This window comes from Photobacterium sp. DNB22_13_2 (genome assembly GCF_052873915.1).
The window spans coordinates 115181-131059 of record NZ_JBNNXU010000014.1 but is presented as its reverse complement, the minus strand read 5'-3'; the positions used below and the strand labels follow the sequence as shown (position 1 = coordinate 131059).

Annotated in this window: 13 protein-coding genes; 7 read left to right on the top strand and 6 right to left on the bottom strand. The window is 43.4% G+C overall.

The window, feature by feature from the left end:
- Positions 1-526: 526 nt before the first annotated feature.
- Complete coding sequence (locus tag ACVA58_RS19090; protein ID WP_446511968.1) at positions 527-1576, top strand: phytanoyl-CoA dioxygenase family protein; 1050 nt, start codon at positions 527-529, stop codon at positions 1574-1576.
- A 103-nt stretch (positions 1577-1679) separates the two neighbouring features.
- Here ACVA58_RS19090 and ACVA58_RS19085 read toward each other — a convergent pair whose 3' ends face one another.
- Positions 1680-3380, bottom strand: a complete 1701-nt coding sequence (locus tag ACVA58_RS19085) for an alkaline phosphatase family protein (RefSeq protein ID WP_446511949.1) — start codon at positions 3378-3380, stop codon at positions 1680-1682.
- 106 nt (positions 3381-3486) lie between these two features.
- Positions 3487-4293, bottom strand: a complete 807-nt coding sequence (locus tag ACVA58_RS19080) for a formylglycine-generating enzyme family protein (RefSeq protein WP_446511948.1) — start codon at positions 4291-4293, stop codon at positions 3487-3489.
- Between the two features lie 154 nt (positions 4294-4447).
- Here ACVA58_RS19080 and ACVA58_RS19075 point away from each other — a divergent pair, with 154 nt between their 5' ends.
- The 3 genes from ACVA58_RS19075 to ACVA58_RS19065 are packed head-to-tail and all read left to right on the top strand — an operon-like array spanning position 4448 to position 8033.
- Positions 4448-5782 (top strand): anaerobic sulfatase maturase, encoded by a 1335-nt coding sequence (locus ACVA58_RS19075; RefSeq protein ID WP_446511947.1) that lies wholly within the window; start codon positions 4448-4450, stop codon positions 5780-5782.
- A 15-nt stretch (positions 5783-5797) separates the two neighbouring features.
- Complete coding sequence (locus ACVA58_RS19070) at positions 5798-6829, top strand: hypothetical protein (protein ID WP_446511946.1); 1032 nt, start codon at positions 5798-5800, stop codon at positions 6827-6829.
- Between the two features lie 37 nt (positions 6830-6866).
- Positions 6867-8033 carry an OmpP1/FadL family transporter gene (locus ACVA58_RS19065; protein ID WP_446511945.1) on the top strand — a complete coding sequence of 389 codons (1167 nt, stop codon included), beginning with the start codon at positions 6867-6869 and terminating at the stop codon, positions 8031-8033.
- A gap of 75 nt (positions 8034-8108) precedes the next feature.
- Here the strand turns inward: ACVA58_RS19065 and ACVA58_RS19060 are convergent, their stop codons facing one another.
- Entirely contained in the window at positions 8109-9038 is a 930-nt protein-coding gene (locus ACVA58_RS19060; protein ID WP_446511944.1) for a hypothetical protein, read from the bottom strand.
- A gap of 506 nt (positions 9039-9544) precedes the next feature.
- Entirely contained in the window at positions 9545-10345 is an 801-nt protein-coding gene (locus ACVA58_RS19055) for a LysR family transcriptional regulator (RefSeq protein ID WP_446511943.1), read from the bottom strand.
- A gap of 268 nt (positions 10346-10613) precedes the next feature.
- On the opposite strand from ACVA58_RS19055, the gene ACVA58_RS19050 reads away from it, so the two are divergent.
- Complete coding sequence (locus ACVA58_RS19050) at positions 10614-11753, top strand: GGDEF domain-containing protein (RefSeq protein WP_446511942.1); 1140 nt, start codon at positions 10614-10616, stop codon at positions 11751-11753.
- A 289-nt stretch (positions 11754-12042) separates the two neighbouring features.
- Here the strand turns inward: ACVA58_RS19050 and ACVA58_RS19045 are convergent, their stop codons facing one another.
- Both ACVA58_RS19045 and ACVA58_RS19040 read right to left on the bottom strand, forming a co-directional pair.
- Entirely contained in the window at positions 12043-12945 is a 903-nt protein-coding gene (locus tag ACVA58_RS19045; protein WP_446511941.1) for a 1,4-dihydroxy-2-naphthoyl-CoA synthase, read from the bottom strand.
- Positions 12946-13139: 194 nt separating this feature from the next.
- Complete coding sequence (locus tag ACVA58_RS19040) at positions 13140-14135, bottom strand: NADP-dependent oxidoreductase (RefSeq protein ID WP_446511940.1); 996 nt, start codon at positions 14133-14135, stop codon at positions 13140-13142.
- Between the two features lie 224 nt (positions 14136-14359).
- Here ACVA58_RS19040 and ACVA58_RS19035 point away from each other — a divergent pair, with 224 nt between their 5' ends.
- Positions 14360-14779 carry a MarR family winged helix-turn-helix transcriptional regulator gene (locus ACVA58_RS19035; RefSeq protein ID WP_446511939.1) on the top strand — a complete coding sequence of 140 codons (420 nt, stop codon included), beginning with the start codon at positions 14360-14362 and terminating at the stop codon, positions 14777-14779.
- A gap of 35 nt (positions 14780-14814) precedes the next feature.
- Positions 14815-15834 (top strand): DUF2955 domain-containing protein, encoded by a 1020-nt coding sequence (locus ACVA58_RS19030; protein WP_446511938.1) that lies wholly within the window; start codon positions 14815-14817, stop codon positions 15832-15834.
- Positions 15835-15879: the final 45 nt, after the last annotated feature.

Below are 15879 nucleotides of genomic sequence, written 5' to 3'. Positions count from 1 at the left end.
CAAGAAATATTGAGCGCATGCTCTTTGAAACGCACCAGAAGGTTAGGACACTGAGTTAAGTGAGTATAAGCACTAACGAGGTTATACACTCCACACGAGCAGAGGTGGCCGCTTCACCTAGCTATTTTCCGATACCAAAAGTTATCCGTATTCCTCTAATTTAAGTAATAACGTTAAGAAGGTTTTGTCCAGCTCCGAGCTAGCTACCTCAGTAATGACATACCTCAGTAATGACATACCTCAGATCTGCCCTGTGAAGCCCTATCTAGGTACAGATTATCTTTAAATATGTTAATTACAAAAGTTAGCTAATTATTTTAGCTGTTTTGACCCTAATGCAGAGTGTCAGGGGCGAATCTGTGTGTTTAGATGTGCCCAAATAAGATGGTCTTGGGATGAAAATTTATTACAGTTAAAACCGCTGATTTTCGTTCCTCACTTGTTGATTCGATTTCTGGTAAGATCTTGTCGAAGGCCGTGTTTTGATAACTTTTTTTTAGGTTTAAGTCAACGCAGTAAGAGTAAAATGCCCTTGAGTGTGCATTTATTTTTTTGCACAGTGCCTGTTTCCATGATTCAAACAGACAAACACACGTACAGTGCACTTTTTAGACCCCATAAAGTGGTGATACAGGGGTTCTATGCAAATACCACCGTGGTTGATGACATGAGTGATATTTTTGAAACGATTCTCGACGTAGAGAAGGGGTATGGGGAAGGTGATCATTTTGCTCAAGCGGGCGCTATGGCGAATGGACGTATTTGGAATGCCTTTCAAAAAAGTGCCCACATTGACCCTGTAGTCTTTGTTGAATACTACAAAAACCCGTTACTCAAACTGGTTTCAGAAGCTTGGTTGGGTGCAAACTATCAAGTGACAGCCCAAGTGAATATCGTTAGACCGGGTGGGAGAGCGCAACAATCGCACCGGGATTACCATTTAGGCTTTCAGCATGCAGAAGCATTAAGAAGCTATCCCGTTCACGCCCAGAAGATGTCAGCGATGCTCACTTTGCAAGGTGCTATCGCACACAGTGATATGCCACTGGAATCTGGCCCGACGAAGTTGCTGCCTTTTTCCCAGCATTACCCTCTGGGGTATATTTCCTGTCGTGAAGAAGAATTTAAGCAGTATTTTGAAAGCAATTATACGCAATTGCCGCTTAAGAAAGGGGATGCTGTTTTCTTCAACCCTGCCGTTATCCATGCCGCAGGGCAAAATGATACCGTTGCATTACAGCGGACCGCTAACTTACTCCAAATTTCATCAGCATTTGGTAAACCGATGGAGACTATCGACCTTGCGAAGATTTCGCAGACTGTGTACGACTCTCTCGCTTATCATTGGCATGATGATGTGTTCTCTGAGCTAGAGAAAGACGCCATATTAACTGCATCATCAGACGGCTATTCGTTTCCTTCTAACCTCGACACCGATCCACCTATTGATGAACTCGCGCCACAAACAATGAAGCAATTATTACAGCAAGCTTTAGATCAGCGCTGGGACAAATGTGATTATCAAGCCGCCTTACTTGCCCAAATAGAGAGAAGAAAGCCGAAATCACAATGCTAAAGAGGAATGGTGGTATACCGAATCTATAAACGGTTCTGTCTAAATCAAACGTAAAGAGCCTACTCGTTTGAGTAGGCTCTTTATCAGCTATCAGCTATCAGCTTTAGTGACTAGAACTCACTTCCCCCAGTACCTTACCCGTTGCCCCGCTTGGTAGGGTGATGCCTAACGCATTCGATAAAGTCGGAGCAATATCGTACGGCGTAATGTCTCGCGTGACTTTATTGGCTTTAATGCCATTGCCTGCAAAAATAACCGGTACATGGGTATCGTAGCGCCATGGTGAGCCGTGGGTCGATGCAATGGTTAGACCATCCATATCATTAATATAAGTACGAGGGGCAAACACTAAGTAGATATCTCCAGAGCGCTGCGGGTGATGGTTATTCTTCACCAGTTGCATCAAACGGGTATCGGGCAGGGTATTTTGCATGATGTCAGTACTTGTTACTGCATGATAAATGCCTTTGGTCTTTTCTACTTCTTCAGCGACGACTCGTTGCACGGCTTCGAGTGAAACCCCTTTAGCTTTTATGACGTCATGGTTGAGGTAGATATAAGGCTGTGCATATAAGCGAATAGCATCTTTGTCTAGGCCAAACTCTTTGTTCAAACGGCTTAAGAGTTGTTCGCTGATAATGGTGTCTTTATTGAAATATTTTGCGGTGTTATAGCCAAGCGCATTCACCGTCGGAGCCGCTTCGGGTACACCGTGATCAGCAGATAGAACAATTAAGGTGTTATCCAAACCAACCTGCTTTTCTACATGAGCTAATAAGTTGGCCAGTGTTTGATCCAATCGGATCAAGTTATCTTCCGTTTCTAAGCTTGATGGCCCGTACATGTGAATAACATAGTCATTGGATGAAAAGCTTACAGCAAGGAAATCGGTGAAGTCGCCTTGGCCAAGGTTTTCCTGCTCAATGAGTGCCGAGGAAAAATCCGCGGTCAGTTCATCGCCTGCTGGGCTCAGGGTCAACATGGTGCTGTAATATTGAAAGCTTGATGGACCGTAAGGGTGAGGGAAGGTGCGCTTAAATCCCGCCAGATCGACTTTCTGCTCCTGTGGGCCTTCTTTAAGGGTGTATTTTTCCCTGTCCAAGCTGAGATCCCACCTTTGCTTGCTATAGCGGGCAGGGTAGCCTTTGGCATTCCACTTGGTGACCCATTCTGGATATTCTTCATAATAGTAATTGCTGGTGACGAACTCGGATTGGGCTTTTGAGAACCAGAAGGCTTTGCCGGAGTGGCCAGCCAGCGAGATAGCGCCACGGTCTTTTACCGAGACCGAGAATATCTTAGATTCCCCATTACTGGCCACGGCAAGCTCATCGCTAAACGTAGTCGATAGAATAGGGACCGGAGAGCGCCCGTCGAGTTTGGCGGTTCTTTGGGTTGGGTCGATTTCTGTCGACTGGTTAACGCCTGCGCCTTGAGTCAGCATAGCGTAGTCACCGTCTTCGACGTTATAGACTAAACGCTCTTTTTGGCGGTCATACCAAACGTTCCCCACCATGCCGTGCACACTTGGTGGTGCGCCGGTCGCAAGGGAAACATGACCGACAATCGTTTCGGTATTGCCATGCTGATAATGCGCGTTGGTGTAATACGTTCCTTCATCCATTAAATAGCGGAAACCTTTATCACCAAAGTTGTGTTTATAGCGCTCGAGCAGATCACCACGCAGGCCGTCGACGGTAATTTGTAAAACCAGTTTTGGCGTTGGTGGTGGTGCTGCAACGGTATTTGTAGCGAGTAAACATAAGCTAAGACATAACAGGCGGGGTACTGTTGCTATCTTCATTGATAGAAGCTCCGTTTTTATGGATAAAGAACACTTGAAGTGTAGAAGAGAAAGTCCTCAACACTAAAAAGAGGACTATTAATCATATGGCTATTACATAAAATTCTTATTCAGCGTCGCGCACCAGTCTTAATCCCATGTCAGCCATGATAATGTTTTGACTGGCAAAATCGCGTCGATAGTTTTCAGACAAATTTTCGTCGTAAGCAAAACTACCACCGCGTACTGATTTGTGAGCGAGACCAATGTTGGAGTCTTGTGCGTTATTTGGGTTATCGGTTGTACCATAGCGGTAATAGCCTTCATCGTAAGCATCAATGACAAATTCACCGACGTTACCTGTCATATCGTAAAGGCCCAGTTCATTAGGTTTTTTCTGGCCAACGGGGTGGGCGCGGTTATAGGCGTTTCCTGCATACCAGGCCACATCATCGATACTATCCGAGCCACTATAGGTATAGCCTTGGCTCTTGTTTCCACCTTTGGCGGCAAATTCCCATTCTGCTTCCGTTGGCAGACGGTAGTTTGCACCAGTGAGGATATTGAGTTGCTCGATAAAATAATTGGCCTGCTGCCAGCTTAGGTTATTGACCGGAACGTTGGGAGCGTTGAAATAACTCATTGAAGAGCCCATCACGCTTTCAAATAGTGCTTGAGTCACTTCATATTTGGAGATGTAGAAGCTATCTACCGACACCGTTCTGGCGGGTGTTTCTGCTTTACTGGCTTCAGCATGATTAGAGCCCATCTCAAACTGCCCGCCTTCTACCAAAACCATATTCGTTTCTATGTTCTGCATAATGGGGTGAGGCGTACTGGCAAATAAATCGGTGCTATTCCAAGTGGTGACGGCGACTACTGCAAGACCGGAAAGTGTGATAAATGCAACTCGCTTTAGCGCTGGTGATGGCATGAGGCGTCTCCATGGATCATGTTATTGATCATTGAAATAAGAAGCCCATTGTAAGGAAAAACCCCATACCAAAAGGTTATAAGGGGTATAACAAGCGTCGGCGTGTAGCACGCATTAAAATTGGCTTACTTAAATGTTTATAAGTAGGTGAAATATGCTGATTACTCAGGGTCCGCAATACAATGGCAAGGCATCAAAGCGATTACATGTTATGGCAAAGCCCATTGGTGCCGCGTGCAACATTGATTGCACCTATTGCTATTACCTGAGTAAACAGGACTTACTCGAGTACAAGAAAGGGTGTTCGCCAATGATGGATGAGATAACCCTGGAAACTTATATTCGCCAATATATCGAAGGCCAGAATACCCCAGAGATTATTTTTTCTTGGCAAGGTGGTGAACCAACCATGCTGGGTGTTGATTACTTCCGCAAGGTTGTTGAGTTACAGAATAAGTACAAACCAGAAAGTAGTGTTATATCTAACGATCTTCAAACCAATGGTACGTTGCTGAACGATGAGTGGTGCGAGTTTCTAGCTGAGAATCATTTTTTGGTTGGTTTGAGCATCGATGGACCCGAGATGCTTCACAATGCGTACCGAACCAACCGAGCAGGACGCGGTACTTTTAAGCAAGTAATGGCTGCAGTTGAATTACTCCATAAACACAAGGTGAAGTTTGCCACTCTGACTTGCATTAATAACCTGACGAGTAAGAACCCGCTTGAGGTCTATCGCTTCTTGAGAGATGAAGTGAGATCGCCACAGATCCAATTTATTCCTATTGTCGAACAAAAGACGTTCAGAACTACAGCACCTCAGAAATGGCAGCCTCAAGAGCAACTACGCCAAGGAGATAAGCGTCTGAACCCTTGGCATAAAAAATCAGTTGTTGAACCTTGGTGTGTGTCGGCAGAAGGTTGGGGAGATTTCTTGGTTGCAGTGTTCGATGAGTGGATTCAAAACGATATTGGCAAAGTATTTGTTCAATATTTTGAAGCGAGCGTTGAAACTTGGATGGGGCGAAAAAACCCGCTTTGTACACTCGGTGAAATCTGCGGTAAAGGATTGGCGATGGAGCCAAACGGTGATGTTTATACCTGCGACCATTATGTTTATCCGGATTACCAAGTAGGAAATATCCACCACCAAAAGATTGATGATATGGCTTATTCAGAGACACAGCAGAAATTTGGCTTTGCCAAGTCACGTTCGCTGACCAGCCAGTGCCAGCAATGTGACTTCAAGTTTGCGTGTTTTGGTGAGTGTCCTAAAAACCGCTTTATTCGTACCAAAGATGGAGAGCCGGGGTTGAACTACTTATGTGCCGGCTGGAAAAAGTTTTTCTCTCACGCAGATAAAGCGTTTGCTTTGGTATTAAGAGCGACGGGCAATCCTGTCGTGCACGGTAAGTATTCTGATGCTGTGATGAAAAATACGATGTCTAAAACAGCACCACGTCAGCCGTATTTTCCAACCCGATTTTAATCTGAGGTAGTGGTAATGAAACGTACTATTGCAACGATGCTTCTGTGCTCATTCTTGGTATCTCCTTTAACACTTGCCGCAGAGGTGGGGCGTTCTGATCTGACAGACGAAGGTGCTCAGGCAGCACAGCAAAACACGCAGGATACGCAAGCTGCACAAATACAGCAGTGGGTCATGATTGCACAAGATCATCGTCAGAATGATGAAAAGCGTGCCGATGCGCTGAGGCAGTTAGCAAGCTACCCTAACCAAAATAGCTTGGTCGCGGTTGCCCGTGGGATACAGGATGAAAACCCGATTGTCAGAGAGGCTGCCGTTGTTGGTGCCGAACCGTATCAGTTTGCTCACCGCTGGCGCTTGCTTTCTCCGTTGCTTACAGACAGTGAGGCAAATGTACGTTTGACCGCTACCACAAACCTAATTCGAAATTATGGAGAAATGAATGCTGAGCAAAAAGCATTGATGGACCCACCCTCAGCGGAGTTAATCTCATTCCTCAAAGGTAAGAAAGATCTGCCGTCTCAACTGTTATTGGCCGATGTTTACCGTTGGCATCAAGATTTTGACGAAGCGCATGAGATATATACTGCTTTGCAGGAAGTTGAAAATCGTAACTCTCAAATATGGTTGGGCCTAGCAGATAATTATCGCGCTCAAGGGGATGACCTCCAAGCCAATTTAGTGCTGGAACAAGCGCAAGAAATATTGCCTGAAGAGGCCAATTTGTTTTATTCCCAAGCGCTGACACTGGTAAGACTCAACGAGAAAAAACAGGCTGCGGAGGCAATCAGAAAAGCAACGGAACTTGCGCCAGATAATAGTTATTTTTGGTATTTGAATGGGGTACTGCAAGAAGCCTTCAATAAAGAAGAAGCGACGATATCATTCGAAAAAGCCTATCAAATTTCAGGAGCGCCAGAGCAGTTATACGCAATGTGTGATATCTATGTGAGGTATAACCATCCCAAAACTGATTCATGTTTGGAATTATTAGCTAAAGTTGCCCCTGAGTTTGTGATTGACGAACTAAAATCTAAACGGGGTTAATTATACCCCATAATTATAAAAAATAATGAGGGAGCTAATGCGACCATTAAAATCAACACTGGCAGTGATGTCGGTATTATCTTTACCTGTTCAAGCGAGTGGTATTTTCTTGCAGGAAGCGGTAACCGCAAATGCAGGTACAGCGGGCGCAGGTGATGGTGTTTATACCGGTTCAACAGCGGCGATGTGGGTAAACCCTGCAACAATGAGTGGCATGGGGGAGAGCTTAACGACGTTCAATGTGTTGGGATTTGATCTCGAAATGAAATATCGAGATAACGCAGATAATGGCGATGGCAAAGCTCACTCTGTCTTGCCCTCTGCTGGCGCATTTCATGCTCGTCAGGTGACTGATGATCTCCATGTCGGTATTGCCCTTGGTGCTGTTGGGGGATCGAGTTTGTCATATGGTGAAGAGTGGGCGGGCGCTGCTGCGCTAGATGAAATCACTTTGACGGCAATGCAGATCAATCCTGCCATCAGTTATCAAATCAACCCTCAATGGTCGCTTGGCGTAGGGATTCAGCTAAGCTGGGCTTCGCTAGAGCAATCAACAAGTTTACTTGAAATTGATAAAGACACTGATTGGGCGTTTGGTGCGAATTTCGGTGTAATGTATCAACATGATGAGCGATTGGCACTAGGAGCGAGTTATCGAACAAAACTCGAACATGAATTTGGCACCCGTGTTTCTGGCCCGCTTGATGTCGGATTATTTAACAGCCTTCAAACTGATATTACCGTTCCGGCAATTGCGGATATCAGTGCAAGCTATGCTGTTAACCCACAATTGGATTTACTGGCCTCGATTCAGTGGCACCAATGGAGTGAGTGGGATAATACAGTAATGGATTTTGGCCTTGGTTTTGAAAATGGCCCAGCGACCATTGTCAGAGATTGGGATGATGTGTGGAAGTTTGCGTTTGGTGCGGATTATCAGCTTAACAGCCAATGGCGACTGAAAGGTGGCTTCTCTTACGAAACATCACCGCAAGATGACCCAACCAAGCAATGGGTGGATGTCCCGGTCGGCGAGCAATACCGCTATTCGGTCGGTGCCGCAACCAAGTGGAATGATGTCACTATTGATATGTTCTATGAATATGCCGATTTGGGAGAGGTGGATATAAAACGAAATATCCCACAACTTGACGGTACCTTTGATAGCCGAATCCATTTTCTGGGTGTGAGTTTTACGTATTAAGATTCAATCCGTGAAGTAAATGTTATTATAAAAGAGGCCGCATTATGCGGCCTCATATATTCAATCTAAATTGTCTTAGTTTAATTTAACCTCTACGCTCTCAACGGGAGTATTGGTAGGGTTGGCGTAAAGAGTACGAAGTACTGCTTTTGCGCGTTCATCAAAGACACCGCCATCAGCACCAAAGCCAGGGAAGTGACCTGAATAACCAAGATTGTTTTCATACATTCGTCCTGCAAAAAAGATATGGGCGAATTCGTGAATCGCAACTTCATTGGAAGCAATACAAGTTCCTTCATTGTTTACAGCGCTTTGATCTTTAAGGTTATGACACAAACCAACAGGGGAGTCTAGGTTTAGCCAAGTCCAGCCCTTATCACCTAACAATACGCTTTCGTTATCAACTAACACGCCTGCTAGGTTACCTGAATTAGGACCTGAGCTGACATTACCGTGCATGGTTGCTGTTCCAAGAGAGAATATTATTCCACCTTGTGCATCAAGGCCGGTGTAGTCCTTTTGAAGTTCATAGTGATCTGGAAGCTGAGAAAATCCTTTCACGTCAAAAATATCAGTCCATGACTTATTAGGCGCAACAATGGATGCAATTTCTTTCATTGCGTATTCAAAGCGAGGATCTTTAACGTGTTTACCATCGGGGTCATTGTAATAAACAGGGATCTTCGATATATCAGAATCGTTTTGACTAATGGCATAGCGCCTGGTCATACCCTCTCTTGATACACCTGTTCCTTCTTTGTAGGCACAAAACATTGTTCTGCATTGATATTCATCATTAACATCAATGTAGGCATTGTCGGGAAAGACATAGCCAGTTTCAATTTGCTGAGAGTTACTAATATCAGCGATCGTCTTTAGTATAAATTCTTCTGTAGGCGCTTTGCTAGAACCGCCAGCATTTCCGCTGTTACCTGAGCTGTCAGTGCCACCACAACCAACGAGAGTACCAGCTACTAAACTGGCAACGAATAGTTTCATATACATAAATACGCATTCCTTCTAAGCGTGAAGTGTAAATAAGGTTTTTGTTTTATAATTTTGAGGGTGAGCATGTTAATGCTTGAAATATATAATGCAAGTGTATTTGTTGGTAAATAAAAAATTGCTCGGGATTAATAATAAAATGTTATTTTAATGTGTTTTATGTTCAGAGAGGATATAAATTGGTGAATACTTTCAAGTTTGATATGGATTGAATAGGCGCCGGGAATTATTTTAATGTATTGACATGATAAATATAAAGCCAAATCATATTGAACTGGCTTTGATGTTTTCTTTGTTGATTGCTTTATTTCGTTTTTTACGGATTTGGACTAGGACTGAAAGACGTACTTTTTTTAAATGCTGTTGCGCTAATTGCTTTACCCGTTGAGAATGACTCATCACTTACTACTCAAAGATGTATAAATTAAAAAATATTATATAAGTAACATTAATGATTGTTATGATAGCCGAAATTCCTATAGGAATAATGGTGCAGATGAATGCACTTAATAGCCTTCAAAGGTATCAATCAGTGGTACTAGTAGCTTAGTTAGCCACTGGATTTTTTCTGATTGTCGCCGTGAAGCTTTGGTAATGATAGCGACGGTAAGATCGATATCATATTCGAATTGTTGATTTTTGTCGGGCGCGTAGCGGAGGGTGTAGCAGGTGTCCATTAACTGAGTAGTAAGGATATGATTATCAGTGAAAATCTTGGTTTCTATTGATGGATCGATCATTTCATATCGATTTTCAAACTCGTTGACACCGGAAATAATGTATTTTACATATTCACCATCAGTATTACCTTCGAAATGTGCCCGTCCTTTGAATAGTGGTTTTTGATGTAGTGTCTGTGGCTTGTTATTCAGGATATGTATACCAATGTCTACAATCTCTTCTTGTAGCATGGTTTCGCTTAAAGGACTCCATTGACGAATATCGATGACTGCATCGGTTTCTTTACGAATTACATCGATAATGCCCTTACCTATAGTGATTAAGTAAGGCTCTATGATGTGCAGTGTAATTTTATCTAGCCGCCTCGGATCAAACTCTTCCGGTTCTAATGCTAGACTAACTTGTTCCAATGCAGATCGAAGCCTAGGCTCAATACTGACGGCATAAGAGGTTGGTGATAGTCCTTCAGATGTTCGTACAAATAGCGGATCATCCAACTCTTCCCGTAACTGAGCTAAGACTTTTGATACATAGGACTGGGATCGACCTAATTTTTGAGCGGCCCTAGTCGTTGAGTGGGTTTGCATCAAAGTAATAAAAACATGGAGCGCATTTAAATCATTCATAAATCAATAATTTTTAATATCCATAGGTTTGATTATCTACTAATCATAGAAGAAATTGAAGCTATTTTAGGCTGCGATATTTGAAAGCATTAACCAAGTTGGAATATCGGTAATTCCAAAAAGAGTGGGCGAGATAGATATAATCGCTTCATCAGTTTGAGTGATGGGGGTATCAATGTGCTTCTACCTGTACTCTGATAGACAGTGAATAATAACCATATGCTAGGGATTTGCCTTTATGTTTCTGATATAAAGGCTTTTTTTATTTATGTATAAAAGACTACCAAAGTTAGAAAAACATATACAGCAGCATAATGGAAAGTATATCTTTCAGGTCATTATTGCTGTTGTTTTTATCTCGATGATATTGTCACAGGTGACAGACTTCTGGTTAGATGAAAGCATTATCATCGACAAAGAGATTGAAAGAGAACATGTTAAAGCAATATTTCTGATTGGGGTTCCGGCCATTGGGGTTGGATTGTTGTTGTCAGGGTTCTTGTCTGGGAATACAGCCGTTTATCAAAATTTTTCTATTTTGGTCATTGTGAGTGTTATATCGACAGTGCATACGCTATCAATTTCAATTTTTTCAGATGTATCGATTATTAGTTTGATAATGATTACATTCGTTGCGAAAATGCTGGTGTTTACACCCGTATTTTCATTATTGGTTTATGCTGTCTATATTCTTCAATCCAATTTAATGGTGGCTGTTTTTCATTCTGAAAAGGTTCTATATTCTAACTATTATTTCTCGTTATTTTCGACTTTTCTGTGGTTGAGCTATTTCTCTATAAATAACTATAAAAATTTTTCACGTAACTATGCTAGTGAACAAACGAAAAAAATGTTGTTAGCAAAGGCAATCATTCAGAATAGAGAAATAGAGGCTAAAAACGCGATACTTAATGGTTATTCATATATTGATGAAGTTACTGGATTATATAACAGAAGATACTTACAAGAAAAAATGACTCTGTTCAATCAAGGTATGAGCCAGCATCAACTTGGTGTATTGATTATCGATATAGATCACTTTAAGCAGGTCAATGACGTATACGGACATTCGAAAGGCGATGAGTACTTGAAGGCGGTATCGCACGCTTTGCGGAGTGTTTTTAAGCGAAAGTCGGATTTGGTTGCGCGATATGGTGGTGAGGAAATTGTTGTGATGCTAACAGAGCTCACCAAAAGTGATTTGGAAGAAAAAGCGAGGCAAGCGTGTGAAGCCGTGAAAGCGTTAGCATTAAAGCACCCATCACATGGATGTGTGAGTGTCAGCATTGGTGGTATTCATGCTGGTGAAGATCATTATTCAGCAGAGCATTATCTTGATGAAGCTGATGCCTGTATGTATCAAGTAAAATCCAGTGGCCGCAATGGGTATTTGGTTGAATCTTGTTAAGTCTCAATGGCTTGCTTCGTTCAATTGTCGTGAAATGACCTGTTGTAACGGAATGAAAGTTCTTATCTTCTTTGAGGTACGGTGTGATAGATAGCTGATAATACGCCAAACTATAGTGGGGTGGGGATGAAGACATGTATTAGATGGATACTTAAATTAACAGCGCCAAGTGTCATCACAATTTTGATTGTGCTCTTGGGTGTGTATCTGTAGTGCTCAACGGTGTTTTAAATCAGATACGAAAACGCGACCCAAATTAGGTCGCGCTTACTTATTTACAACTAGCTGATCAGTAATGCCACGGGAACTTACTAAAGTCTTGGTCGCGTTTTTCTAAGAACGCATCACGGCCTTCTTGGGCTTCATCAGTGCCGTAAGCAAGACGGGTTGCTTCACCGGCAAATAGCTGCTGTCCGACTAAACCATCATCTGGCAGGTTGAAGCCATATTTCAACATACGCATAGCCGTTGGTGATTTGCTGTTGATCTCTTTAGCCCAACGAAGTGCTTCTTCTTCCAGCTCAAAGTGGTCAACAACTTTGTTTACCATACCCATTTCATAAGCTTCTTGAGCGCTGTAGTTGAAGCCACAGAAGAAGATTTCACGGGCACGTTTTTGGCCGATCATCTTGGCCAAATATGCAGAGCCGTAGCCTGAATCGAATGAAGCAACATCTGGATCAGTCTGTTTGAACACAGCGTGCTCTTTCGACGCCAGTGTCAGATCACACACCACATGCAGGCTATGACCACCACCAACAGCCCAACCAGGAACGACTGCGATAACAACTTTAGGCATAAAGCGGATTAAGCGCTGAACTTCAAGAATGTGAAGGCGACCCATGCGAGCAACGTCGGCTTTTCCTGCTTCTTCACCTTCACTTTCGTATTTGTAACCGTCTTTACCACGAATGCGCTGATCGCCACCTGAAGAGAATGACCATTGGCCTTTCTCTGAAGGACCGTTACCTGTGATGAATACGCAACCAACATCAGACCATTGGCGTGCATGGTCAAGGGCTGTGTAAAGCTCGTCCACGGTTTTAGGTCGGAAGGCGTTCAGGCAGTCTGGGCGGTTGAGTGCAACACGGACTGTACCTTGATCTTTGGCACGGTGATAAGTGATATCTTCAAAATCGAACCCCGGGACTTCTTCCCAAAGTTCTGGATTAAAAATCTCTTTGCGAGTCATGATGACGATTGCCTCATTAGGATTATGCTCAGTGTGCTATAAGCTAGGGAGTTACAGCTAAATGTCAATGGTTTATGAAAGAATGTGACCAGATGGCGAGGGTTTCGGGTGTGGTGGGGTGTTTATCCATCAACAAATAGCCACCAACCATTGCACAGTTATAGTTGGTGGCAGAATCAATTGCTTTAATTAAATTAAAGCTTAACTAGCATCTTGCCTTTGTTCTTGCCTTCAAATAAACCGATAAAAGCATTAGGAGCTTGGTCGATACCTTCGAAAACGGTTTCTTCCCATTTTATCTTGCCTTCAGTAATCCATTGGCCCATCTGCTGTGCATATTCGCCATAATGTGCCCAGTGATCAAATACAATGAAGCCCTGCATTTTTAGCTTTTTGATGATAATCATCGACATGTTAGTAGGACCTGGCTGTGGTTCTGTCGCATTGTATTGTGATATCAACCCACAGACGGCAATGCGGCCGTAGTCATTCATGTTATTGAGCGTGGCTTCTAAGTGCTCACCACCCACGTTTTCAAAGTAAACATCGATACCTTGAGGGGCAGCCTCAGCAAGTGCTTGAGTTAGGTTGGTAGCCTCTTTGTAGTTAATCACCGCATCGACGCCCAGTGAAAGCAAGTAATCAGCTTTCTCCTGTGAACCGACTGAGCCAATCACCTTACAGCCATGCATCTTGGCAATTTGACAGGCGATACTACCCACGGCACCTGACGCAGCTGAAATAAATACTGTGTCGGTTGGCTTTAGCTCTGCGATACGGAATAGACCAGTCCAAGCAGTCATACCCGGCATACCCATGATGCCAAGGAAGCTTTGATCGGGTAGGGCCGTTTCAGGAAGACGAGTGAGTCCTTCACCATTACTGATAAAATGGGTGCGCCAGCCTAGCATGCTACTTACCTTACTGCCTACCGGGAAGTCAGGGTTGTTGGACTCGGTGACTTCACCAATTGCACCACCTTCTAAAGCTTCACCAATTTGGAAAGGTGGTACATAACTTTTGCGGTCAATCATGCGGCCACGCATATAAGGGTCGACGGACATCCAGGTGTTTTTTACTAGAACTTCTCCTTCTTTTGGCTCGGGAAGAGCCGTTGACTGAAGCTCAAAGTTATCTGTTGTTGGAGTGCCTTCTGGGCGGGATGCAAGATGGATCTGTTGGCTGTTCATTCTAAATCCTTATCAGCTCTGTTTAATACAGTTTATGATGGTGAATACTTACTGCGATAAATGTTTGTGCGCAAACTATCTGCCTATTACGTTACTGATAGTAGTGGAAAGATGCAATAGCTTTGCGGTAAAATAATTTGTGCGCAATGTATTTTGTTCCTCAGCGATTCTGTTATCATCGCAACTGAATTGATAACTACAGATAAATTAACTCGGATCTTAGTATGGCCCAGAAGCTCTCTGACAATGTGTGTTTTGCCTTGTATACCGCCTCGAATGCGTTGGTCAGGGCCTATCGTCCGTTGCTGGACGAATTTGACTTAACTTATCCGCAATACATTGTGATGCAGTCACTCTGGTACAGCGATGGAGTCAGCCTGAAAGAACTTTCGCAGAGCGCACGTTTAGATTCTGGTACATTAACGCCGATTGTTAAACGCCTCGAGGCTAAGCAGCTGTTGACCCGAAAAATCTCACAAGAGGATGAGAGAAAAAAAGTCATTTCACTGACCAGCGAAGGCCTTGCTCTTCGTGAGAAGGCTAAGGATCTCAAGGCTCAACTGGAAGCCAAGTCCAGTATGAAGACTGAAGATGTGGAGTCGCTTCGCAAACTCTGTTTAGAGTTGGCAAACAATCTGGCGTAAAAGAAATAGTAGAGTGAGGCAGGGGCAAGGTGGTTATGGCCATGGTAAATAGTGGTATTTCTCGTCAGCTAAAACTGGCTCTGACGTTTACATTGTGTGTTGCGATCACATTAATTTTTGATTGGCCATTTTCGTTCTTTTGCCCTTTGCTCAGCTTGCATATTATGATGCTGCAATTGCCAGCTATGCCACTAAAAGAATACTGTAAGGTGTTTGTGACCGCGGTGGTAGGGGCAGCGGCCGGTGCGTTGATTGCATTCTCTTACTTGCTGTCCCCCGTGATATTTTTACTTGTTAATGCTGCGGTGATTTTTGCTTGTCACCGTTTCGATCGATTAAAGCCCAATCCCATTCATGCTCCTATTCGAGTCGTGAGTATCGTTTTGGTATCAGCTATAGGTATTGTAAACCAAGCGCTTATAGTGCCACTTACCGCGAGCTTGCTGCTGGGGTTGGGTATAGCCATGGTGGTAAGCTATATCATGTATGCTTTGCTACCCATACAAAGTCATACCGACGACTCTCATTCCGACACTGATACGACCCCGCCTTTAATGAATAAAGAGTGGGTAGTATTAGCGGTTTTTATGCCACTGCTGATATTGTTCACATACACTGATATGAAGCAGTATTACATGGTAATAGTGGCAGTCAGTGTGATTAGCTTTTATCCAGAGATTAGTCATATTGCCAAAGTCAGCTGGGATTTTATCCGCGCTAATTTGTTGGGCGGAGCATTGGCGGTGGTCGGGTACGTCATATACTTTCAGGGGCAAATACTGACGACAAGCGGGTACCTTCTTCCACTTATTGTGGTTTTCCTCTCTTGCTTGCTACTGGCAACGATCATTTATCACCCAAGGGCTAAGCACTTGGCACACTACTCGTTAACGCCTTTTGCTTTATTGTTGCTACAAGCCGATCGATTTGATTTTAATATTTACCAGTCGTACCAAAACCGGTTGCTGAGTGTCATGACTGCAGTTGTTTACACCTTGGTGGTATGTTGGGTCATTACTGCCATTTACCGAAAGTGGTCTCATTTGAAAGGCTAGCCATGACATAGGTGATAATTCTTGTCACAATGTAGGTCATGTTGT